Raw genomic sequence first — 22,951 nt, 5'->3', positions numbered from 1 at the left:
GGGCGTATGTTCATCTTCATCCCCTCAGATGTGCGGATTTTATGCCACATAGGGAATATTCAACCAAGAGTTCTTTTCTGCCTTGACCAAGCCTGGCGCCATATTTCGGCGAAACTTTGCTTAATTGATGGAGAAGTGTGTTCCATCTGGTCCCGACATCATCTGGGTAACACGGCAACAGTTGAATAAAGGTTTATTCAGTTTGCGAACTTGTGATTGGACAGGTGAGACTATACTCAGCCACCTTACAGGACGGCTTTTTACTTTGGGAATGTAACATGGTTCACAGGATGCTAACGCGCGGAATTCTCGGTTCTTTTTTCGCCTCGATTTTTGCGGTTTTAGTGCTTTCAGGCGCCGCGCAAGCTTTTCCGGCTTTTAAGCAGGCTGTTGCAGAAGCTGCGGCGCGAGATGCGGATGTGGCTGCGTTTTATCGGGAATCAGCCTATGAACCGGTGTGGACAGGGGAGGGTGATTCCTTCGTTGCGCGCCGAAAAGCCCTGATTGCTGCCCTCGGTCGAGTAGAGGGTCATGCACTTCCCGCAGAGCGGTACAACCCGGATCAACTGGTTGCGCAGATGGCTGGCGCGCGCAGCGTGCGCGACCTTGGTATGGTTGAGGTGGCCCTGACCAAAGCCTATTTGAAATATGCCCGTGACATCAATTCCGGCATGCTGGTGCCGTCCCGCGTAGACAACGGCATCGTGCGCGAAATTCAGCGCCGTGACCGCACCGAGCTGATGCACAGCTTTGCCTCTGCCGAAGACCCCAAGGCTTTCCTTCGGTCACTGGCACCACAGACACAGGAATACACCCGCCTGATGAAAGAGAAGCTGCGCTTGCAGCGACTGATCTCCAATGGCGGCTGGGGCGCAACTGTGCCGGTTGCCAAACTCGAACCGGGGCATACGGGAAATGCTGTGGTTGCACTGCGCGATCGTTTGATGCGCATGGGCTTTATGCCGCGCTCCGCGACCGCGCAATATGACCGTGACTTGGAAAAAGCCGTGCAGGCGTTTCAAATTGCGCACGGTTTGGAGAGTGACGGCGTTGCCGGCAAAGGCACCATCAGCGAAATCAACGTGTCCGCAGAAGAGCGTCTGAAGTCGATCATGGTGGCCATGGAGCGTGAGCGTTGGCTGACTCGTGAAATCGTAGGACGTGAGATCCTTGTCAATTTGACCGATTTCACCGCCAAAGTGATTGACGACGGCAAACTGACCTTCCGCACTCGGTCTGTGATTGGCAAAAATCAGTCAGACCGCCGCAGCCCAGAGTTCTCTGACACCATGACCCATATGGTGATCAACCCAACCTGGAATGTGCCGCGTTCGATCGCGACCAAAGAATACCTGCCGATGCTAAAGCGGAACCCAAATGCGGTGAGCTATCTGCGTCTGGTGAACAGCCGTGGTCAGACCGTGAACCGGGGATCTGTGGATTTTTCCCAATTCACCACCCGCAACTTCCCGTTTGATATGAAGCAGGCACCAGGCAACCGCAATGCGTTGGGGCTGGTGAAGTTTATGTTCCCGAACAAACACAACATCTACCTGCATGACACGCCACAAAAGGCTTTGTTCACCCGTGAAGTACGCGCCTACAGCCACGGCTGTATTCGCCTACAGCAGCCGTTTGATTTTGCTTACACACTTCTGGAACCACAGGAGAGTGCCCCCAAAAGTTTCTTCCACAATACTCTGGACACAGGCCGCGAAACCCGTGTGGATCTAGATCAGCCAATTCCGGTGCATATCATCTATCGCACGGCCTATACCGAAGCCAAAGGTCCAGTGCAGTATCGTCGGGATGTCTATGGGCGCGACGCCAAAATCTGGAATGCACTGGCCAACGAAGGGGTGGTGTTGACGTCCCATCAGGGATAAAACGCCTCCAATATCACTTCGGAGGTTCGTGCATGGCGTTCACTGTTCAGGACATTGCTGCGGCAATTGACGCGGAGGCGCACGGCAACACCGATTTGATTGTAGAACGTGTTTCAGAGCCAGCATCAGCTGGCCCTGACGACCTTGCGCTTCTGACCAATCCCAAGTTTGCAGACGGCCTCGCCAAAGGCCAAGCGCGTGTCGCGTTGCTTTGGGATGGTGCCGATTGGCAAAGCATGGGGTTGGAGGCGGCGATCACCGCTAAGCGCGGCCGCTATGCCATGTCTGGCCTGTCGCGCATGATGGACCCGGGACAACACTTCCCGAAAGGCATTCATCCATCCGCATTGATCGATGAAACTGCCACGGTTGCGGCAGATGTAACCATCGCGCCTTACGCCGTGATCGGGCCTCGTGCCACGATTGGCGCGGGCACGGTGGTTGGCCCGTTTTGCCACATTGGCGCGGATAGCAGCATTGGCGAAAACGGATGTCTGCGCGATCACGTGTCTATTGGTGCGCGTGTGACCATTGGCGATCGGTTCTGGTGCCAACCTGGTGCGCGTATCGGAGCTGATGGCATGTCCTTTGTCACGCCGGAAGCAAGTGGTGTAGAAAAAGCCCGCGCCTCACTTGGGGATCAAGGCGACGTCAACGAACAGGCCTGGGCCCGCATCCATTCTTTGGGCGCGGTCACGATTGGTGACGATGTGGAAATTGGCGCCAACACCTGTATCGACTACGGCACGGTACGTGACACGCGGATTGGCAACGGCTGCAAAATCGACAACCTCGTGCACATTGCCCACAACGTGGTGGTCGGAAACGATTGCCTGTTTGCAGGGCAGGTCGGCATCGCAGGCTCTACCGTGATCGGCCACAATGTTGTGTTTGGCGGTCAGTGTGGCGTCACGGACAACACCACCATTGGCGACAACGTGATCGCAGGTGGTGCCACCAAGATGATGAACAAAGTGCCCGCTGGTCAGGTTGTGCTAGGCTCCCCCGCCGTCAAGATGGACACAAATCTGGAAATGTATAAAGCCTTGCGTCGTTTGCCACGTTTGGCCAAGCAATTTGCGGATCTTCAAAAAACCGTTTCAAAACTGGGTTCAAAGACGTAAAACGCCTCCCTAAATCGAGCGCGTTGTCTATCAAAGGATGAGACTATGAGTGTCAAAGACCGGGTTATTGCAATCGTCGCAGAACAAGCGGTGCTGGAACCTTCCGATGTGACCCTGGAGAACACGTTGGAAGATTTGGGAATTGACAGCCTCGGCTTGGTGGAAAGCATTTTTGCCATTGAGGAAGAGTTCGACATTACAATTCCCTTTAATGCCAATGAGCCTGAAAAGAGTGATTTTGATATCTCTTCCGTGGCCACCATCATTGCCGGAATTGAAACGCTGGTGGATGGCACACCAGCCGCGTAGCACATACTCAGCAAGTCAGTAGGGCAGGGTCAATGAAACGGGTCGTCATCACAGGCGCAGGAACTATCAATGCCTTGGGGCACGATGTGCCGCAAACGCTTGCCGCTATGAAAGAAGGCCACTGTGGCATCGGTCCCCTTGAAATGCGCGATGTGGATCGGCTAGCAGTCCAGATTGGCGCGCAGGTCAGAGATTTTGCCTCCGACACCATATTCAATCGCCAGCAATTGGCGCTTTATGATCGGTTCACCCAATTTGCGCTGATCGCCGCCCGTGAGGCTCTGGCTCAATCCGGTCTCAAATTTTCCGGTGCCCTGTCTGCAAAATCCGGTGTTGTTTTGGGCAACTCCGGTGGCGGCATGCAGACGTTGGATGAAAATTACCGCACTGTTTATGAGGACGGGAAAAACCGTGTGCATCCTTTTGTGGTGCCCAAGCTGATGAACAATGCAGCCGCCAGTCACATCAGCATGGAATTCAATCTCAAAGGGCCAAGCTTCACCGTGGCGTCGGCCTGTGCCAGTTCAAATCACGCCATGGCGCAAGCGTTTCAGATGGTGCGCTCGGGCATGGCACCAGTGATGATCACAGGCGGAACTGAATCCATGTTATGCTTTGGCGGTGTGAAGGCTTGGGAAGGCCTGCGGGTCATGTCAAAGGACGCATGTCGTCCGTTTTCCGCGACCCGTAACGGGATGGTGCAGGGCGAGGGCGCAGGTGTGTTTGTCTTCGAAGAGATGGACCACGCCAAAGCTCGCGGTGCTGAGATACTGGCTGAGGTCATTGGGTTTGCCATGACCTCAGATGCCGCAGATATCGTGATGCCATCGCGCCAGGGGGCATCTCGTGCCATCGCCGGCGCGCTTCAGGACGCAGGGGTCAATCGCGAAGAGGTGGGTTACATCAATGCGCATGGCACTGGGACTGCTGCTAATGACAAAACCGAATGCAGCGCTGTGGCGGATGTTTTTGGACCACATGCGGACACCTTGATGATGTCTTCAACCAAATCGATGCACGGGCATTTGATTGGCGGTACTGGCGCCGTGGAATTGCTGGCCTGCATCATGGCTTTGCGCGACGGGGTGATTGCGCCGACCATTGGCTATGAGGAGCCGGATCCGGAATGCGCTTTGGACGTGGTGCCCAATGAAGCGCGTGAGGCCTCAGTTGATGTCGTGCTGTCCAATGCCTTTGCCTTTGGGGGTTTGAATGCCGTTTTGGCATTGCGCAGCGTTTAGCACGTCAGTTCCGCAATGAAGAAGCCGCCGACTACAAAGACGGCGGCAGTCAGATTTTCACGGAATGGTTGCTTCACTGACCGTTGTTAACGGCTTTGTCAAAAGCCTTGGTGAAGCCAGTAAGCGACATATTCACATTCACGGATTGTGTGGGCGCCAGCGCGGGGACAATGCTGAGAACCGCCTTGTTGCCGTTCTTAAAATTGGTGATGTCCTCGGCGCTCAAGCCAATGCGCGCGATACATCCAAGCTGATTGCAAAATGCAAACGGGTAGCGGCGCGTGGTTTTGCCATCCACGGACATGGTTAGCTGGGCGGTCAAAAGGGTTTCCAGTGGGACAATCACAGTCGCGCCCGCCACGGCTTCGCCCTCCGCAACCGGCAGTGAGAAAAGCGTAACCTCTGAAACGGGGTTACCTGTGTCATCGCGCATAAGTTGATATAGCCGGCAAGGGCGCGGCTCCGGTCCTGTGGTCGCGCACTGAAGATCCCAGTCCCCGATGATTTCGGAGGATACGTTTTCTTCCAGTTGCGCCGGGGACTGCGGCTGCGCTGCTTCACTTACCGCTTCGCCCATGGCCAATGAGCCGTCCGCGAGAGAGGGGACACCTTGCGCCAAAGTAGGGCTGGCCATCATGGTCAACGAAATGGCTGTCGCAAAGAAAGTGAAGTTCCGCATGTCTGTCTCAGTCCTTTGGATTTGGTAACGATCGCTTAGCATGGCCTAGCAGACTTGTCAGGATTGGCTTTCCTAAAAGCCGGTGCATTCCAGCAAAAACTTGCTGATTTTGATTTATGCAAAAGTGGCCATGGTACAAATTTAGGCCGAAAATCACGGGGTATTGCTGACAAAGAAAAAGGGCCCACAAAGGCCCTTTTTCAAATTTTTCACTCCCCGTCGGACTGGCCGACTTATTTATTGCCGAAACGCTACGAAGAATTGGACCTTTGGTCAACCGGAAAAATCGAAGTTTCCGCGCTGATTTTGCTCAAAAAAAAGGCCGCACATAATGTGCGGCCAGTCTCAACAGGGAGGAGTTCCGTTCCAAACCCGATTGGGCTGTTCCAGAACAGTTACGAAACTGCCATATAAAGGTTAACAATATATGTGGCGTGCGATTTTGAGCGTTATAAATAAGGGATCTGAAGGGTAAGCGACTGATGGATGGTAAGATTTTTCTTGGTGGCGGTGGTGCGGATTATGCGGAAAAGCAGGGTTTGACGCTCAAATATGCCAACCGACACGGCTTGATCGCCGGTGCAACCGGCACCGGCAAAACTGTCACGCTGCAGATTCTCGCAGAGGGTTTTTCCGCTGCTGGAGTTCCGGTGTTTTTGTCTGACGTGAAAGGAGACCTTTCGGGACTGGCGGCTGCGGGCTCGGCGGATTTCAAACTTCACGATGCCTTTATGTCGCGTGCAGATAAGATTGGGTTTGACGATTTTGGCTATGCGGCTTTTCCCGTCACCTTTTGGGATCTGTATGGCGATCAAGGCCACCCCGTACGCACGACCGTTGCAGAGATGGGGCCTCTGTTGCTGGCGCGCCTCCTGGAGCTTAGCGAGGCACAGGAAGGCATCCTCAACATCACTTTCCGCCTGGCGGACGAACAAGGCATGCCTTTGCTGGATCTCAAAGACCTGCAGGCGTTGTTGGTTTGGGTTGGTGAGAACCGCGCCGAGTTGGCTCTGCGATACGGCAACATCTCTGTGAACTCTATTGGTGCGATCCAACGCCGCCTGCTGGTACTGGAAAACCAAGGCGCGTCCAAACTCTTTGGTGAGCCGGCGCTGGAACTTGAGGATCTGATGCGCACCGCACCAGATGGTCGCGGCCAGATCAACATCCTGGCGGCGGACAAGCTTATGGGCGCGCCGCGGCTCTATGCGACGTTCCTGTTGTGGCTCCTCTCAGAGTTGTTCGAGAGCCTGCCGGAAGTTGGAGATCCAGACAAACCAAAATTGGTGTTTTTCTTCGATGAGGCGCATCTGTTGTTTGACGGCGCGCCCAAGGCGCTGGTCGACAAGGTTGAACAGGTCGCCCGCCTGATCCGCTCCAAAGGGGTGGGCGTCTACTTCGTCACACAAAATCCGGATGACATCCCCGAAGACATCCTCGGCCAGCTTGGTAATCGCGTGCAGCATGCCTTGCGCGCCTTTACGGCACGGGACAAAAAGGCCCTGCGTCTGGCGGCAGAGACTTACCGTCCCAATCCGCGTTTTGTCACCGAGGAGGCCATTCGTGAAGTTGGAGTCGGGGAGGCCGTCACGTCAATGCTGATGAAAAAGGGCGTGCCGGGTGTTGTCGAGCGTACCTTGATTCGCCCTCCATCCTCGCAACTTGGACCGCTGTCTCCAACCGCGCGAAAAGCGGTCTTGGCCGCCTCAGCTTTGGCGAACAAATACACCACGCCAGTGGACCGCCGATCTGCCTACGAAATTCTCACCAATCGCGCAAAGGCCGCGGCGCAAGAGGCGGAAAAGCTGGAAGCACGCGAAGAAGACATGGCGCCTATGGAGCGTGAATTCACCGCTGCACGCCGCTATTCCGGCTCCCGCGTGCGCAGGTCCTCGGCCAGAACACTCAGGGTGCGTGCCGATGACACCTTTGGTGAGGCAATGACCAAAATGGTGATGAAAGAACTATCGGGCACAACCGGCCGACGTATCGTACGTGGCGTGTTGGGGGGACTGTTCAAGGGGCGGTGATCCGACTATTCAGCGCCCCAAAATATCCTCGCCGAAGGCAAAAGGCGCCCCACTGGGGCGCCTTTCTTTTTACTTCTCCGGGATCAATCCGCGTGGGCTGAACCTCAGCACCAGGAGCAAGATCACCCCCATGGTCAACAGTCGCATATGCGCGGCGCTGTCGATAAGGTGTTTCTTCAACCCGCTTCCTTCTGGCATGCCTGCGGTGATGACTTCCATCAGCCAGAGTCCCATTGGCTCCACCTGGACCCAAAGGAACCAGATCAGGAAACCACCTAGAACAGCGCCAAGGTTGTTTCCGGAGCCTCCCACAATGACCATCACCCAGATCAGGAAGGTGTAGCGCAGGGGTTGGTAGGTTCCTGGCGTCAACTGCCCGTCCAAGGTGGTCATCATCGCACCCGCAATGCCGCAGACCGCAGACCCAAGCACAAAGATTTGCAAGTGACGGTTGGTCACATCTTTGCCCATGGCTTCTGCTGCAACTTCATTGTCGCGAATGGCACGCATCATCCGGCCCCACGGGCTCTTCAGAGCCAATTGCGCCATGACAAAGATGATCACCAAGACAATGGCAAACAGGACTGAGTAGTTGAGCTTCACAAACAGCGAACTTGCGGTCGCCGGGTCAAGCCCAAGCCCCTCTGCGCGGTTCACAAAGCTGGAAGTGTTTTGCAAATCGATTTCGTAAGGCACTGGACGTTCCAGACCCACGACGTTCTTCACCCCACGGGCCAGCCAGTCTTCGTTTTTCATCACCGCGATGATGATCTCGGCAATACCCAGTGTCGCAATGGCAAGGTAGTCGGAGCGCAGACCAAGCGCGGTCTTGCCAATCAACCAAGCCACACCCGCTGCCAGCAAACCCCCCATGGGCCAAGCCAGAAGAACAGGCAGATTCAGGCCTCCTAGGTTGCCTTGCAGCGCCGGATTGATCGCTTCCACAGCGGCCACACCTGGATCGAAAATGCCGCGATACAGGAAGAAACCCACAACCAAAATGGCAATGGTCGCGATGTTGCGGGCACGACCGGCAGCCATACGCTGGCGCACCATCACGGTGCCAACAATAGTTCCAGCACCGGCCAGCAAGGCAATCACGATCCGCCAGCCGCCAGCGCTCCATGCGCCTTCAACCGGGGCCGCAGAGGTCAGCACGACAGCCAGACCACCAAGGGCCACAAAGCCCATGACACCAACGTTAAACAGCCCGGCAAAGCCCCACTGCAGGTTCACCCCCAATGCCATGATGGCGGAGATCAAACCCATGTTTAGAATAAGCAAGGCGACGTTCCAGCTCTGCATAGTGCCAGTCAGTGCAATCATCGCAAAGACCAACCCAAAGAGAGCGGCAGTTCTTGTTGTATCGCTCATACCGATTTCCCCTTAAACAGGCCGGTTGGCTTAAACAGCAGGACCACAATCAGGATCACAAAGCTGACGGCAAATTTGTAGTCTGTGCTCAAAAGCTGCACGAGGCTGGACGGTTCCAGACTCTCTGGCAGCATGTATTTCAGCACTTTCTTCCAAGCGTAGGTGATGGTGACCTCGGAAAACGCGATCACAAATCCACCGGCAATGGCACCCAACGGGCTGCCAAGACCGCCAACAATCGCCGAGGCAAAAATAGGCAGCAGAAGTTGGAAGTAGACAAAGGGTTTGAACGATTTATCGAGGCCGTAAAGCACACCGGCGGTGGTCGCCAAAGCGGCCACGATCAGCCATGTGTACATCACCACCCGTTCCGGGTTGATGCCCGACAGCAACGCCAAATCTTCGTTGTCCGAATAGGCGCGCATCGACTTACCCGTGCGGGTGCGATTCAGGAACCAGAACAGCAACGCCACACAGATCACAGCCACCACAACGGTGATCCCTTGTGTCGTTTTGATTGCCAGACCTTCTTTAAGGCCGGTCATTGCTTTGAACTCGCGCACCGAGATGATGAACCGCTCGCCATCGGCAAAGCGTTGATCGTTTGGTCCAATGATAAAGCGCACCAGACCGTTCATGATGAACATCACGCCCATCGACACGATCACCAGGATCACCGGTTTGGCTTTTTGTTCGCGGTAGAAGCGATAGACCACCCGATCCGTGAACAAGACCAATGCCATCGTGCCCAATATCGCAAAGGGCAGGGCAAGCAGTGCTGTTGGCAACGGGCCAAAGCTGACGCCCATCGACTGCAACAGCCATGTGATTAACACGGCAAGCATCGCGCCAAACGCCATGGTGTCGCCATGGGCAAAGTTGCTAAACCGCAGGATGCCGTAGATCAGGGTAACCCCCAGAGCGCCAAGCGCAAGCTGGCTGCCATAGGCAATCGCGGGGATGATGACGAAGTTAGAAAGCGCCACAAGGGCGTTGAGAAAGTCCATGTGCCTCAGCCCCCCAAGAACGATTTGCGGACTTCTTCATCCGCGAGCAGGTCTTTGCCAGTGCCGGTAAAGGCGTTGCGGCCTTGCACCAGCACATAGCCTTTGTCGGCGATCTCCAAAGCCTGACGGGCGTTTTGCTCGACCATCAGGATCGGGATGCCCGTGCGGCTCACTTCGATGATCCGGTCAAACAGCTCGTCCATCACGATGGGCGACACACCTGCAGTTGGTTCATCGAGCATCAGCACCTTTGGCTGCGTCATCAACGCGCGGCCCACGGCCACCTGTTGACGCTGACCGCCAGACAGTTCGCCCGCAGGTTGGTTGCGTTTGTCTTTCAGGATTGGAAAGAGGCCATAGACCTGCTCCATGGTGTCGAGAAAGTCATCTTTGCGGATGAACGCGCCCATCTCGAGGTTTTCTTCCACCGTCATCGAGGTGAAAATGTTGTTCACCTGCGGCACAAACCCCATGCCCTTGGCAACTCGAGCTTGCGGCGAGAGGCTTGTGATGTCCTCGCCATCCAGCCGCACCGAGCCTTGGCGCAGGTTCAACATACCAAACACCGCTTTCATGCCTGTCGATTTGCCAGCCCCGTTTGGGCCAACAATCACGGCAATCTCACCCGGATTCACCGCAATGGTACAGTCATGCAAAATGTCCGGCCCATCTTTGCCGTAGCCACCGGTCATGCTGTCGCCGACCAGAAAGGCGTCTGTTGTGTTCATTTCTTTGCCGGTCCCCACGGCGGGCGTCATTTCGCTTCCGCCTTTGGGGTTGGCTATCGTGGCGTCTTTGTTGCCGCGATCGTCCTGATACGGGTTTCCCGTCATCATTCACTCCCCGCTGAAATCGCATTTTGGGATCGATTTTTGCACCTCCGCGATACAGTCGCGATACAGACGCAATACCGACGTGCCGTTTTGGCCCTTATGCGTTCAGCTGTTCCTTGTTTTTGAGCCCGGTGCCGAGGTAGGCCTCGATCACCTGTTCGTTGGCTTTGATCTCATCCAAAGTGCCTTCTGCGAGCACTTTGCCTTCGGCCATACAGATCACCGGATCACACAGGCGCCCAATGAAATCCATGTCATGCTCGATCACCACAAACGTGTAATTTCGCTCTTTGTTCAGACGGATAATCGCATCACCAATGGTGTTGAGCAGAGTGCGGTTTACGCCAGCGCCAACTTCATCAAGGAACACGATTTTGGCATCCACCATCATGGTGCGCCCCAGTTCCAGAAGCTTTTTCTGACCACCGGAAATTTGACCAGCCTTGTGATCCGCAAGGTGTTCAACCGTAAGGAATTCAAGCACTTCGTCTGCTTTCGCCCGCAGTGCACGTTCCTCATCAGCAATCCGTTTGCGACCAAACCACGTGTTCCAAAGCGTCTCACCGGACTGTGCGCCAGGCACCATCATCAGGTTCTCACGACAGCTCATCGAGCTGAACTCATGTGCGATCTGAAACGTTCGCAACAGGCCCTTGTGAAAGAGCTCATGTGGCGGCAGGCCAGTGATGTCTTCACCATCCATGGTCACCCGTCCGGAGGTTGGTTGTAAAACTCCGGCGATCACATTGAAAAGAGTGGTTTTTCCGGCCCCATTTGGTCCGATAAGTCCGGTGATTGACCCCGGTTCGATTTTCAGGTTCGCCCCATCGACGGCGCGAAACCCCCCAAAATGTTTGTGAACGTCTTCTACGACGATCATAGCATTTCCCCCATGCGCAGTTCGTGCCGCGCCTTATATATTGAAAAACAGCCCGGACAAGCCGGGCTGTTTTGGGTCTCAAATCAACAAGTGATTAGCGGTACTTAGCCGTGGCGATCTTGCCACCGTCGATAACGATTTGGCGGTAGTTGCCTGCCGACTCACCCGAACCGATCAGCTCAACTGCTGTCGCACCAACGTAGTCGATTTCACCACCACCAGCGAGGATATCAAGCGCTTTGCCCAACTCGCCAGGGAAGATTTGCTCACCGGGTGCGTTGGCCACGTCCATGATTTTCTCTTTGTAGGCCGCGGGATCGCTGGATCCAGCTGCTTGCATCGCCAGCAAGATTAGAGCAGCCGCATCATAGCTTTCCGGTGTGAATGGGGAAGTTGCGTCAAACGCTCCACCGACCAATTCGCTAAATTTCGCAGCACCAGGGCTATCGGTGCCTGGGTGCTGGCCAGTGGAACCTTCGATTTCGTCACCGAAGTTCTCCTGCAACTTGTCGGAGATCATGCCATCTGGGAAGTGGAAAGTGTCAAACGCACCAGAGTCGATTGCCGCGCGCACGATGCCGGATCCGCCTTGATCAACGTATCCTGCTACAACTAGACGATCGCCACCAGCAGACGCCAGCGCGCCAACTTCAGCAGAATAGTCCGCTTTGCCATCTTCGTGTGCTGCGTTGATGGTAACAGAGCCTCCGGCCGCTTCAAACGCCGCTTGGAAGCTGTCTGCCAGACCTTTGCCGTAGTCGTTGTTGGTGTAGGTCACTGCAACTTCTTTGATGCCTTCTTCCATCAGCACTTCGGTCATCACAACACCCTGGCGGGCGTCAGACGGTGCGGTGCGGAAGAACAGGCCGTTGTCTTCGTTGTTGGTGTGGCTCAGGCCAGGAGAGGTCGCGGATGGGGACACCATAACAACACCGTTTGCAACGGCGACGTTGTTCAGGATGGCGCCGGTCACACCGGAGCAGTCAGCGCCCATGATGCCTTTCACGCCTTCCGACGTGATCAAACGCTCTGCTGCTGCGGATGCAGCTGCGGCGTCAACACATGTGGAGTCCGCGCGGACCGAAGCAACCGTGGAGCCGCCAAGCAGTTTGCCGCTGTCGGAGACTTCTTTCATCGCCAGTTCTGCACCGTCAGCCATGGATGGTGTCAAAGATTCAATTGGACCGGTAAAGCCGAGGATCACACCCAGCTTGATTTCTTCTGCGGATGCGGCGCCAGCCAGCAATGCGCCAGCGGCGGATGCCAAGAGCAGCTTTTTCATTTTGGAAACTCCCTATTGGTTTTTTTGTTGTTCCGAGGCTGAGCCTATGCGGGGAGATTTCAAAAGAAAAGAGGTCGATGACTGATTTTTGATCATCTCATTCACATCGAATGTGTGAATATGAGAACAGGATTATTCTCAATAATTGGAAGGGACATTATGCGCTGCGGAATTCGATCTATTTCTTTGTTTTTACTTGTATCTTTCGCGACGGTTGCTGTGTCTTCGGAGCTTGAAACATCCCAAGGCAAGTTTCACATTTCTGCGGTTGTTGAACGCTTAAAGGAGCCTTGGGCCTTTGCCTTTCTACCCCGTGGCGAAATATTGATCACAGAAAAACGCGGTAAGCTTTTACATGTTACCGCTAGCGGTATGAGGTCCACGGTCAAAGGCCTCCCACCGATTCACGTTCAGGGTCAGGGCGGCTTACTTGACGTGATCGTGGCCAATGACTTTGAGAGATCACGAACCGTATTTCTGTCTTATGTCATCAAGCAAAAAGGCGGTGCGGGTACGGCTGTGATGCGCGCGCGGCTATCAGAGGACGGCAAGCGTCTTTCTGACCAAAGGAAAATTTTTGAGATGGCTGTTGGGAGTTCGGGAGGACGACATTTCGGCAGCCGGATTGTGCAAGCCAGTGACGGAATGCTCTATGTCACGATTGGCGAGCGCGGGGACCGTCCTGCGGCGCAGTCCCTTGAAAGACATGAGGGATCGGTTGTCCGATTTTCGCCAGATGGGGCGATTCCTGCCAGCAATCCATTTTATGCAACTGACGGTACGCAAAAGGAAATTTGGAGCTACGGGCACCGCAATCCTCAAGGTTTGGCACTGGATCTGACTGGGAAACTTTGGGCGGTGGAACATGGGGCAAAGGGCGGGGATGAGCTCAATCTGATCCAAAAGGGAGCAAACTATGGCTGGCCGGTGATATCTTACGGAACACATTATTCAGGGTTCAAGATTGGGGAGGGCACCGCCAAATCAGGCATGCGGCAACCGGAATATTATTGGGATCCGTCAATCGCGCCCTCTGGATTGATGATCTATTCGGGCAAGCTTTGGCCAAAATGGAAAGGCGATTTCTTTACTGGTAGCTTGAAGTTTGACTACATTAGCCGACTTTCTGGCGCAGCACCAAGAGAAGTCGAGCAGCTCAAAGGCCCAAGTACAAAACGAGTTCGAGATATTCGCGAGGGGCCTGGCGGTGGTATTTGGTTTCTATCTGAAGACAAAGGAACGCTTTACCGAATGACACCGGCTAGGTAGGTTGAAACGACGCAAATCGTTTCAATTTCCTGTGGATTCACGATGATCAAAAATAGTCTTCTTTCCGCCGCCTTTGTTTTGGCGGCGTCTGCGTCGGTAGAGGCGCAGACCAATCTGCGGACCCAATTCAATCAGGCGCTGGCCTTGTTCAATGAATTGGTCATGAATAAGGAAATTGGTGAAGCGATCGACATGATCCAGCCCGACGTAGTTCTGAGCGACGCAGAAAAAGCGGAATACAATGCGGCATTGAGCGAGGCTTTTCCTGATCCGTTTATTGGGTCAGCTACGGTGCAGTCCGCAACTCTAAAAAGCGGGTTTCGCCAAGAGATGTTGGCCTATTGGACCGAGAGCGGCGACTACCTGTACCTCTATATGGTGATGCACACACAAGGCGCCCAACAACAGGTGATCCACGTAGAGCATAGCACCACGTTTTCCAAGTTCATTTCCCGTTTCTAAGCTAGATTGACAGGCGTGAGCTCTGACTTCCCCGCTCACGGTACGGCGTGGTTTCGTAGTGTGCGCGATAACATTTTGAGAAGTGGCTGGGGGAGGCAAAACCGCAGGCCAAAGCCACATTGATCACGCTCATATCTGTTTGCATCAACAGGTTACGTGCCTTTTGTAGGCGTAGTTCCATATAGTAACGCTTGGGTGAGCGGTTCAAATAACGACGAAACAGCCGCTCCAATTGGCGGGTCGACATACCGACTTCTTTGGCAAGCAACGAGGGGCTGATGGGTTCTTCGATGTTGGCTTCCATCATTTGGATGACCATCGACAGTTTTGGATGGCGCACGCCAATGCGGGTTGGAACAGACAGACGTTGCGTGTCTTGGTCGGTCCGGATGGAGCTGTAGATTTGTTGGTCCGCAACCCAATTGGCAACGTCTTCGCCCAAATCTTGCGCGATCAGTTTCAAGAAGAGATCTATCGAAGACGTACCACCCGCAGTGGTCATGCGGTTAGTGTCGATGGTGAAGACTGATTTTGACAACTCTACTTCATCAAACTCCTCGGCAAAGCTGTCCTGATTCTCCCAATGGATCGTGGCGCGTTTTCCGTCCAATAATCCAGCCTTGGCCATGCAAAACGAGGCTGTACACAAACCTATGACTGGCGGCCCCTTGCGCGCTTCGCGACGAAGCCAGTTGAGCAGTTTTTTGGTTGTGGCTTGCTGAATGTTGGTGCCGCCGCACAATACAATTGTGTCGTCCCTGCGGAGATCCGTCAGGTCGTCGTCGAGCTTAAAAGTTGTGTTCGTGGAACAGCTTACCGTGTCGCCACCTTCGCCAACCAAAATCCAAGAGTAGTGTTCGCCGCCTATTTGCCGATTGGCCAAGCGCAGACAATCAATAGCGGAGGCAAAGGACAGCAAGGTAAACTTGTCCAAAAGCACAAAAACAAAGCGACGAGATTTTGCGTCGATTTCACCAGAAGCGAGTGCCGAAGTCATTGACATCGTTTCCTTTTCTAAGAGGGAGTGCGCACATTGAATTGCGGCGAGTTGACCGATTAAACGAAACATTCACCAAACGCGTCAAGGCCCGATATTTCATCTATGGCGCCGGGACAAGAGCTTTTGTATAAGGCCTCATTAACTTGTCTAATTGGAGTAAAGACAATGGCTGACTGGCAAAAATCTGACTGGCGCAATAAGCCCCGGGTTCAGATGCCTGATTATCTGGATGATGCCGAGCTGAAGGCTGTGGAAGCCAAGCTTGCAAGTTATCCGCCATTGGTCTTTGCCGGCGAAGCGCGCCGCCTCAAAGCTCAGCTTGGTGCCGCTTCTCGCGGCGAGGCCTTTTTGTTGCAAGGTGGAGATTGTGCAGAGAGCTTTGAACAGTTCAGCGCAGATGGCATTCGCGACACGTTCAAAGTTATGCTGCAGATGGCGATGGTTCTGACCTATGGCGCCAAAGTACCTGTTGTGAAAGTTGGCCGTATGGCTGGCCAATTTGCAAAGCCGCGTTCTGCCCCCACAGAATCTGTAGATGGTGTGGAACTGCCAAGCTACCGCGGTGACATCATTAACGAGCTGGCATTTACATCAGACGCGCGAATTCCCAACCCAAACAAGATGTTGCAGGCCTATACTCAAGCTGCGGCGACTTTGAACCTGCTGCGTGCTTTTTCCACTGGCGGCTATGCTGATGTGCACCAGGTGCATTCTTGGACGCTTGGCTTCACCGAAGGCGAGAAGGCCACCAAGTACCGCGATATGGCCAACCGTATCAGCGACACTTTGGACTTCATGAAGGCGGCGGGGGTGACATCTGAGCGGTTGCATTCGCTGCAAACCGTTGACTTCTACACCAGTCATGAATCGTTGCTTCTGGAATATGAAGAGGCGCTGACACGTCTGGATTCGACTTCCGGTAAGTGGCTCGCAGGCTCCGGTCACATGATCTGGATTGGCGACCGCACCCGTCAACCTGACGGCGCCCATGTTGAGTTCGCCCGTGGAGTTCAGAACCCAATTGGTCTGAAGTGTGGTCCGACCACCACTGCGGATGACCTCAAGGTCTTGATGGAAAAACTGAATCCTGAAAACGAAGCGGGCCGTCTTACCCTGATTGCTCGCTTTGGTGCTGGCAGCGTTGGTGATCACTTGCCGCGTCTGATCAAAGCAGTTCAGGAAGAAGGGGCCAATGTACTTTGGACCTGTGATCCAATGCACGGCAACACCATCAAGTCTGCCACTGGTTACAAGACCCGCCCGTTTGACAGTGTTTTGCGCGAGGTGCGTGAATTCTTTGGGGTGCACAAAGCGGAAGGCACTATTCCGGGGGGCGTACACTTTGAGATGACCGGTCAGGATGTCACTGAGTGCACCGGCGGCGTTCGCGCGGTGACCGAAGAAGATCTGTCGGCGCGCTATCACACAGCCTGTGATCCACGTTTGAATGCGAGCCAGTCTCTGGAGCTTGCATTCTTGGTGGCAGAGGAGCTGTCTGATCGGGATCAAGCGAAAGCGGCTGCAGCGGTCTAAACCGCTTCAAACGCAAGCAAATAGGGGCCGCGCAATTGCGCGGCTCTTTTTTGTTGGGAAAAGCAAAAATACCGCAAATTGCCTCTTGCATCCCCCCAACAGATGAAGCTAAACACCGCTCCACAGAGAGACGGTCAGCTGACCAACGCTCTGATGCGGAGAGGTGGCCGAGTGGTCGAAGGCGCACGCCTGGAAAGTGTGTAGGCGGGAAACCGTCTCCAGGGTTCGAATCCCTGTCTCTCCGCCACAAACACTCATCGGAAAACAGTATTCCTGATCAACGGCTTAAGTGCGCGGTATTGATAAGATGTCTCGGCCGACCGAAGTCAGCCCTTTTGTACGATGAATTCCAGATGGCCGTCGGATTCTGCCATGCTGACAAAGGTATGACCAGTTTCGTTACAAAAGTGCGGCACGTCGACGATGGCCGCGGGGTCATCAGCCAGCAGGCGCACCTTTGCACCGGTTTCCAAGGGTTCCATACGCTTGCGCAAGCGCAAAACGGGCAGGGGGCACAAGAGGCCAATTGCATCAATTTCCAAATCCATAGGTTGGACATAAGTGGGATGTAACATTGTGTCCACAGGGATGTGACCACCTGTACCCGTGACCTTCTTTGGGAGTTGGTCTAAGGGTGGGGCATGTTTGGAATAGATATCATCGACGCGGGACTTCTGCCCGCGATGTTTGTGGCGCTGGCGGCGGGTATGATCTCGTTTCTCAGCCCCTGTGTGCTGCCGATTGTGCCACCCTATCTGGCCTATATGAGCGGGGTCAGCATGTCGGAACTCACGACTGAGCAAGAGGCGCGGCGCAAGGCGATTGTCGCGGCCCTGTTTTTTGTGATGGGCCTATCGACGGTGTTTCTTTTTCTCGGATTCACGGCATCAGTGTTTGGGGCGTTTTTCCTACAAAATCAGGACCTTTTCAGTAAAATTGCTGGCGGTGTGGTGATCATCTTTGGTCTACATTTTCTCAACGTGTTCCGTATTCCGTTTCTGGATCGTGAAGCCCGGATTGAGACAGGGGAGACAGGTGGATCGGCCTTTGGCGCTTATGTGTTGGGGCTTGCGTTTGCTTTTGGCTGGACACCTTGCATTGGGCCACAGCTGGGCGCGATTCTGTCGCTTGCTGCCGGTGAGGCTTCCATTGCGCGTGGCACCGTTCTGTTGGGGGTGTACGCGGCGGGTTTAGGCATTCCGTTTTTGTTGGCTGCGATTTTCCTTAATCGCGCCATGGGAGTCATGAACAAGCTCAAACGCCACATGGGCACCATCGAGAAGGTTATGGGCGGATTGCTATTGCTTGTCGGTGTGATGCTGGTGACAGGGGCGTTCTCGACCTTCTCTTATTGGCTGCTGGAAACCTTTCCTGTGCTTGCAACCCTCGGATAAGGCTTAATTTTGCCAAAGTGAGCGGTTACAGTTGTCTGCAAAGGAGAGGCAGGCGATGGCAGAGCCCCAGCACAGGCAGGTAAAGACGCGCCGGGTATTCTATATCCCTGGCTATGATCCGATTCACCCACGGCGCTATCGGGAGCTGTACCGCAAGGAAGGCGCGGCGCAGGCCGCGATTTCCGACTATGACATTGCTCTGTCGCCCCAAACGTCCAAGGGCGGGCCCTATGGATGGCGCGTGACCGGCCAAATCGAGGGACTTGAGGCACACTGCGACGTCGAGGTGTTGGTATGGTCCGACATCGTGCGCGAAAGCATGGAGCAGGGCATTGTGTCGACCTACGGGCAGCTTCTAAAGACGGCCTGGACCTATATTAGCTCTGGCGCATTGTGGCGGTTGATGCAGCTGCGCAAAGGGCCTGTGATTGCGGCGCTTTATCCGGTGGTGTTTTTGCTGGTTCAGTTGCTTCTGGCCCTGATGGTAGCCTGGGGCATTGGCAAAGTGCTGGCGATTCTGCTGCCAGAGTGGACGGCGGTGTTTGGTCTGATAGTGGTTTTGCCAATTCTACAATGGTTTCAAAAGCATGACGGTAAGTTCTTTGCCTATTACCTGATGCATGATTACGCATATTCGGCTTCCACCAAAGGCGCCAATTCGCCTGAATTGGAAGCGCGGATGGGCGAGTTTGCAGATCGCATCGCCGATGCATTGCTGTCAGAGTGTGACGAAGTTCTGGTGGTCGGTCATTCCAGCGGTGCGCATTTGGCGGTGTCAGTGTTGGCGGATTTGATCCGGGATGGACGCGTGCCGAGTGCTGGTCCGGCTCTTGGTTTTCTGTCGTTGGGGCAGGTTGTGCCGATGGTGAGTTTCCTGCCCAAGGCGGATCGGTTGCGGGCGGATTTGGCGTTTCTGTGCCAGCGAGAAGAGTTGACCTGGGTGGATGTGACGGCGCCAGGGGATGGCTGTGCCTTTGCGCTGTGTGATCCGGTGTCTGTGTCAGGCGTTGCGCCGGAAGAGGGCAAGCGGTGGCCTTTGGTGTTTTCCGCTGCCTTCACGCAAACGCTGTCTGAGGCGCGGTGGGCGGAGTTGCGGTGGCGGTTTTTTCGGCTGCATTTTCAATATCTTTGCGCATTTGACCGGCCCGGAGACTATGATTATTTCCGCATTACGGCAGGACCAAAAACACTGGCGGAGCGGTATGAGGAGCGCAAAGCGTCTGGCTCCCGCATAGAGAAGCCAGTCAATAAGTTTACCTCGGTGGCTTCATGATTCCTCCAAAACCAACGCCGCGGCCAGAAAAAGTCACGCTGCGGCAGTATGTGAAGCTCTTTCGCAAAGACCTTTTGTCGGCCCAACCTGCGAAACTGTACCGCGCTTGGATGGCGGAGTTTCGCACGCCGTTCTTTCGCTCCTATATGATCAACCAGCCTTCGTTAATAAAAACTGTTTTGAAGGAACGGCCGGATGATTTCCCAAAATCTCAAAGGGTTAGTGAAGGTCTAAAACCGCTTTTGGGGGAATCGGTGTTCTTGACCAATGGGGAAACTTGGAAGCGACAGCGGCGGATTATTGATCCGGCTTTTGAGGGCGGGCGGCTGCGCGATACGTTTCCGGCGATGTGGGCCGCAAGCGAATCCGCGGTGGCGCGCCTGAATGCGCATGTTGGACAAGTTGTTGAGATTGAAGAGGAAACCAGTCACGCGGCGGCGGATGTGATCTTCCGTACCTTGTTCTCGATCCCGATTGAGCATGAGGTTGCGGGCAAGGTGTTTGACGAATTCCGTACCTACCAGCGCAGTGCGCCCATCGTGAACTTGGGAGCGTTTTTGCCGTTACCGCGTTGGTTTCCAAGGTTTTTTCGGAAAGACACCAAGCGAACGGCAGCCAGTATTCGCGGATTGATCACGCAGCTTACCGAGGAGCGGATGGTGGCGATTGAGTCGGGAACTGCGCCGGACGACTTGGCCACTAAGATCATGACAACGGTAGATCCAGTCGATGGAAAAACGTTTGATACCAATGAGATGGTTGACCAGGTGGCGATCTTTTTCCTGGCTGGGCATGAAACCAGCGCGTCGGCCTTGGCCTGGACGTTGTACCTCTGTGCGTTGTTTCCGGAGTGGCAGGAGAAAATCGCCGAGGAAGCAGCAGATTTGAAAGAGGAATTTGGCTCGGTCAGCAAAATGAAGATCAGTCGCGATGTGTTCCGTGAGGCGCTGCGCCTGTATCCGCCGGTGCCTATGATGGTGCGAGAGACAACCTGTCCAGAACACTTTCGAGATCGCGAAATTGCCGAAGGATCTCAGGTGGTTATCTCCCCATGGCATTTGCATCGTCAGGAACGGTTGTGGGACAATCCGGACGGATTTGACCCAACACGGTGGCAAACGGACAACGGCAAACAGTGCATGCGAGAGGCCTATGTTCCGTTTTCAGCAGGCAGTCGTGTTTGCACCGGCGCTGGCTTTGCCATGGTGGAGGGGGTGCTGATGTTGTCGATGATCTTGAAGCATTTCCGGATCACGCCGGAGGGTGATGCACCAGTGCCAATTGCCCATCTGACAGTGCGGTCGCGGGACGGCATTAAGCTTCGAATCGAGCGGCGAAACTGACGTCGGTATAGCGTCTGTATCGCGACTGTTTTGCGGAGGTGCAAATTCCCGGAAATGGACCTGTTAACGAACAGGGCGCCCGAAGGCGCCCTGTGTTGCGTTTAGTCTTGATGCCACCAGACACTTGGCAGCCATTCAACCCCGTCGCCGTAGATTGGTAGGTTGTCTTTGGAGTAGTGCATCTCTTTCTGGTGGGCGATGCGACCCACGGCATATTTCCACACTGGAATCACGTAACGGCCAGAGGTCAGCACGCGGTCGAGCGCCTTGGTCGCGGCGACAAAGTCGTCTTGCGATGTGGAGGTCAGCATCTCGTTGATCATGGCGTCGATGGCGGGAGATTTTACACCCATCAAATTGCGCGAGCCGGTTTGATCGGCCGCAGCGGACCCCCAGTAGAGATTCTGCTCGTTGCCAGGAGAGAGCGACAGGGCGCGGCGGTAGTTGGTGATGTCGAAGTCAAAGGCGGCAGTACGTTCGGTGTATTGCGGGCCGTCCACCTGGGTTACGGTCAATTCCACACCAAGACCTTCGAGGGCTTTTGAGTAGATGTCGACGATGGCTTTGTTTTCGGAATCGCCCTGCTTGAGCAGGATTTCCAGTGTGAGCACATCGCCGTCAGCGTTCTGCAACTTGCCGTCCACCACGGAGTAACCCGCGTCCTCCATCAGGGCCATGGCTTTGCGCAGGTTGGCGCGGTTGCGGATGGAGCCGTCAGATTTTGGCAAGGAATAGCCTGCCAGCGCTTCCGGGGGCAGCTGGTCGGCAAAGGGTTGCAGGAATTCCGCCACGCGCCCTTGGGCCGGGCCTTCGTCCATGCCCAAAAGGGAGCCGGAGAAGAAAGACGTGATGCGCGGTTGGCGGGAGCCGGTCATCGTGTCGTTGATGAATTCGAAGTTGAAGACATGCATCAGCGCGTCGCGCACGCGGATGTCATCCAGTGGCGCCTTGCGGGTGTTCATCACCAACCCTGTGATGCCGGAAGGTTTTTGGTGAGGGATTTCCGATTTCACAATGTCGCCGGATTGAGCGAGCGGGAAATCATAGTTAGCAGCCCATTTCTCAGCGTTGAATTCGCGGGTGAAGGAGATCTCTCCTGCTTTGAAGGCCTCAAACATGACATCGCCATCGCCAAAGAAGTCAATTTTGATCTCGTCAAAGTTGTGGGTGCCTTTGCGAAACGGTAGGTCCTTGCCCCAGTAGTCTTCGTCGCGCGATAGGGTGACAAAGCGGCCTGCTTCAAAGTCGGAGACCACATAGGGCGCGGTTCCAAGCGGGACGTCTTGAAGGGTGATGTCTTCAAAGGATTTGCCGTCAAACTGCGCCTTTTGCAGGATGGGGCGCAGGCCGGCGATCAGGGCCAACTCGCGGTCTTCGGTGTTGAAAGTGATGCGCACGGATCGCTCGCCCGTGGCTTCGATGCTGCCCACTTTGCCCCAAAATCCGCGGTAGCGGGGATGGCCAACTGTGCCGAGGGTTTCATAAGACCAGATCACGTCTTCGACGGTCACCGGGCTGCCATCAGAGAATCGGGCTTCTTTACGCAGGGTGAATTCCACCCAGGAACGGTCCTCTGGCGTCTCAATCGATTCGGCTAGAAGCCCGTATAGGGCGAATGGTTCATCCCAGTTGCGCCCCATGAGGGACTCATACCCGAAAAACCTGAGTTGCCACGGCACGGTGCCTTTCCGGACAAAAGGGTTAAGAGAATCAAAACTGCCACCGTTGCCAGTGACAACGCGTCCTCCTTTGGGGGCATCGGGGTTGGCGTAGGGCAGTGACACAAAATCATGTGGCAGAGCGGGATCACCATACATAGCGATGCCATGCTGGGGCTCTGCGAAGGTTTGCGTGCCGGCCAGTGTTAGCGCCAGCGCCGTGGCGGCACTGGTGACTTTGGGGAAACGTATTGGTGTCATTGCCTGAACAATCCTGTTGGTTCGTTTTTTGCTTACCCAAAAAGTAGCGGGGTATTGGTGGCTTATCAAACTTTTAGCTTGGAGACCGGCGCACTAACGCTTATAAAGGGATC

Annotated in this window: 21 protein-coding genes and 1 tRNA gene; 13 read left to right on the top strand and 9 right to left on the bottom strand. The window is 54.8% G+C overall.

Annotation, left to right across the window (positions count from 1 at the left end):
• The first annotated feature begins 344 nt into the window (after positions 1 to 344).
• Genes Q0955_RS05585 through Q0955_RS05570 form a run of 4 tightly spaced genes read left to right on the top strand, consistent with a single transcriptional unit; the run spans position 345 to position 4,560 of the window.
• Complete coding sequence (locus Q0955_RS05585) at positions 345 to 1,886, top strand: L,D-transpeptidase family protein (RefSeq protein ID WP_366140650.1); 1,542 nt, start codon at positions 345 to 347, stop codon at positions 1,884 to 1,886.
• Positions 1,887 to 1,918: 32 nt separating this feature from the next.
• The gene (gene lpxD, locus Q0955_RS05580) at positions 1,919 to 3,010 is read left to right on the top strand and encodes a UDP-3-O-(3-hydroxymyristoyl)glucosamine N-acyltransferase (protein WP_299420960.1); all 1,092 of its coding nucleotides are present in this window, start codon (positions 1,919 to 1,921) and stop codon (positions 3,008 to 3,010) included.
• Positions 3,011 to 3,055: 45 nt separating this feature from the next.
• Complete coding sequence (locus Q0955_RS05575) at positions 3,056 to 3,319, top strand: acyl carrier protein (RefSeq protein WP_299420958.1); 264 nt, start codon at positions 3,056 to 3,058, stop codon at positions 3,317 to 3,319.
• 32 nt (positions 3,320 to 3,351) lie between these two features.
• Positions 3,352 to 4,560 carry a beta-ketoacyl-[acyl-carrier-protein] synthase family protein gene (locus Q0955_RS05570; RefSeq protein ID WP_299420955.1) on the top strand — a complete coding sequence of 403 codons (1,209 nt, stop codon included), beginning with the start codon at positions 3,352 to 3,354 and terminating at the stop codon, positions 4,558 to 4,560.
• Positions 4,561 to 4,633: 73 nt separating this feature from the next.
• On the opposite strand, the gene Q0955_RS05565 is transcribed toward Q0955_RS05570, so the two are convergent.
• Positions 4,634 to 5,239 (bottom strand): invasion associated locus B family protein, encoded by a 606-nt coding sequence (locus tag Q0955_RS05565; protein ID WP_299420953.1) that lies wholly within the window; start codon positions 5,237 to 5,239, stop codon positions 4,634 to 4,636.
• Between the two features lie 54 nt (positions 5,240 to 5,293).
• Between Q0955_RS05565 and Q0955_RS05560 the strand changes: the two genes are divergently transcribed.
• Together Q0955_RS05560 and Q0955_RS05555 are read left to right on the top strand one after the other, a co-directional pair.
• Positions 5,294 to 5,653 (top strand): hypothetical protein, encoded by a 360-nt coding sequence (locus Q0955_RS05560; RefSeq protein WP_299420950.1) that lies wholly within the window; start codon positions 5,294 to 5,296, stop codon positions 5,651 to 5,653.
• Positions 5,654 to 5,721: 68 nt separating this feature from the next.
• Complete coding sequence (locus Q0955_RS05555; protein ID WP_299420947.1) at positions 5,722 to 7,269, top strand: helicase HerA-like domain-containing protein; 1,548 nt, start codon at positions 5,722 to 5,724, stop codon at positions 7,267 to 7,269.
• 69 nt (positions 7,270 to 7,338) lie between these two features.
• Here Q0955_RS05555 and Q0955_RS05550 read toward each other — a convergent pair whose 3' ends face one another.
• From Q0955_RS05550 to Q0955_RS05530, 5 genes are all read right to left on the bottom strand, one after another.
• Positions 7,339 to 8,643, bottom strand: coding sequence for a branched-chain amino acid ABC transporter permease (locus Q0955_RS05550; protein ID WP_299420945.1), 1,305 nt, complete (start codon positions 8,641 to 8,643; stop codon positions 7,339 to 7,341).
• Entirely contained in the window at positions 8,640 to 9,650 is a 1,011-nt protein-coding gene (locus tag Q0955_RS05545) for a branched-chain amino acid ABC transporter permease (RefSeq protein ID WP_299420943.1), read from the bottom strand. Before Q0955_RS05545 ends, Q0955_RS05550 begins: the two co-directional genes overlap by 4 nt.
• A gap of 5 nt (positions 9,651 to 9,655) precedes the next feature.
• On the bottom strand, positions 9,656 to 10,483 hold the full coding sequence (locus Q0955_RS05540; protein ID WP_299420942.1) for an ABC transporter ATP-binding protein: 828 nt from the start codon (positions 10,481 to 10,483) through the stop codon (positions 9,656 to 9,658).
• Positions 10,484 to 10,580: 97 nt separating this feature from the next.
• Complete coding sequence (locus Q0955_RS05535) at positions 10,581 to 11,363, bottom strand: ABC transporter ATP-binding protein (RefSeq protein WP_299420939.1); 783 nt, start codon at positions 11,361 to 11,363, stop codon at positions 10,581 to 10,583.
• 94 nt (positions 11,364 to 11,457) lie between these two features.
• Positions 11,458 to 12,645 carry an ABC transporter substrate-binding protein gene (locus Q0955_RS05530; RefSeq protein ID WP_299420936.1) on the bottom strand — a complete coding sequence of 396 codons (1,188 nt, stop codon included), beginning with the start codon at positions 12,643 to 12,645 and terminating at the stop codon, positions 11,458 to 11,460.
• 159 nt (positions 12,646 to 12,804) lie between these two features.
• Between Q0955_RS05530 and Q0955_RS05525 the strand changes: the two genes are divergently transcribed.
• Positions 12,805 to 13,914, top strand: coding sequence for a PQQ-dependent sugar dehydrogenase (locus Q0955_RS05525; protein ID WP_299420934.1), 1,110 nt, complete (start codon positions 12,805 to 12,807; stop codon positions 13,912 to 13,914).
• 42 nt (positions 13,915 to 13,956) lie between these two features.
• Positions 13,957 to 14,376 carry a hypothetical protein gene (locus tag Q0955_RS05520; protein ID WP_299420931.1) on the top strand — a complete coding sequence of 140 codons (420 nt, stop codon included), beginning with the start codon at positions 13,957 to 13,959 and terminating at the stop codon, positions 14,374 to 14,376.
• 1 nt (position 14,377) lies between these two features.
• Here the strand turns inward: Q0955_RS05520 and Q0955_RS05515 are convergent, their stop codons facing one another.
• Positions 14,378 to 15,373: a GlxA family transcriptional regulator gene (locus tag Q0955_RS05515; protein WP_299420928.1), complete on the bottom strand. Its 996-nt coding sequence runs from the start codon at positions 15,371 to 15,373 to the stop codon at positions 14,378 to 14,380.
• Between the two features lie 168 nt (positions 15,374 to 15,541).
• On the opposite strand from Q0955_RS05515, the gene Q0955_RS05510 reads away from it, so the two are divergent.
• A complete protein-coding gene (locus Q0955_RS05510) occupies positions 15,542 to 16,909 on the top strand; it encodes a class II 3-deoxy-7-phosphoheptulonate synthase (RefSeq protein ID WP_299420926.1) in 1,368 nt (455 codons plus the stop codon).
• A gap of 157 nt (positions 16,910 to 17,066) precedes the next feature.
• Positions 17,067 to 17,156 (top strand) — tRNA-Ser (locus tag Q0955_RS05505).
• 79 nt (positions 17,157 to 17,235) lie between these two features.
• Here Q0955_RS05505 and Q0955_RS05500 read toward each other — a convergent pair.
• On the bottom strand, positions 17,236 to 17,457 hold the full coding sequence (locus tag Q0955_RS05500; RefSeq protein WP_299420924.1) for a sulfurtransferase TusA family protein: 222 nt from the start codon (positions 17,455 to 17,457) through the stop codon (positions 17,236 to 17,238).
• Between the two features lie 93 nt (positions 17,458 to 17,550).
• Here Q0955_RS05500 and Q0955_RS05495 point away from each other — a divergent pair, with 93 nt between their 5' ends.
• From Q0955_RS05495 to Q0955_RS05485, 3 genes are read left to right on the top strand one after another with little or no spacing between them, the layout of a single operon-like run.
• Entirely contained in the window at positions 17,551 to 18,303 is a 753-nt protein-coding gene (locus tag Q0955_RS05495) for a cytochrome c biogenesis protein CcdA (RefSeq protein WP_299420921.1), read from the top strand.
• Positions 18,304 to 18,358: 55 nt separating this feature from the next.
• Positions 18,359 to 19,576, top strand: coding sequence for a hypothetical protein (locus Q0955_RS05490; protein WP_299420918.1), 1,218 nt, complete (start codon positions 18,359 to 18,361; stop codon positions 19,574 to 19,576).
• Positions 19,573 to 20,919 carry a cytochrome P450 gene (locus Q0955_RS05485; RefSeq protein ID WP_299420915.1) on the top strand — a complete coding sequence of 449 codons (1,347 nt, stop codon included), beginning with the start codon at positions 19,573 to 19,575 and terminating at the stop codon, positions 20,917 to 20,919. The genes Q0955_RS05490 and Q0955_RS05485 overlap by 4 nt, the downstream gene beginning before the upstream one ends.
• Positions 20,920 to 21,020: 101 nt before the next feature.
• On the opposite strand, the gene Q0955_RS05480 is transcribed toward Q0955_RS05485, so the two are convergent.
• A complete protein-coding gene (locus Q0955_RS05480; protein ID WP_299420912.1) occupies positions 21,021 to 22,838 on the bottom strand; it encodes an extracellular solute-binding protein in 1,818 nt (605 codons plus the stop codon).
• Between the last annotated feature and the right edge of the window lie 113 nt (positions 22,839 to 22,951).

Source organism: uncultured Shimia sp., assembly GCF_947493595.1.
In the GTDB taxonomy this organism is placed as follows: domain Bacteria; phylum Pseudomonadota; class Alphaproteobacteria; order Rhodobacterales; family Rhodobacteraceae; genus Shimia.
Note: the sequence above shows the minus strand (reverse complement) of the source record. Positions and strands in the feature narration are given on the sequence as shown.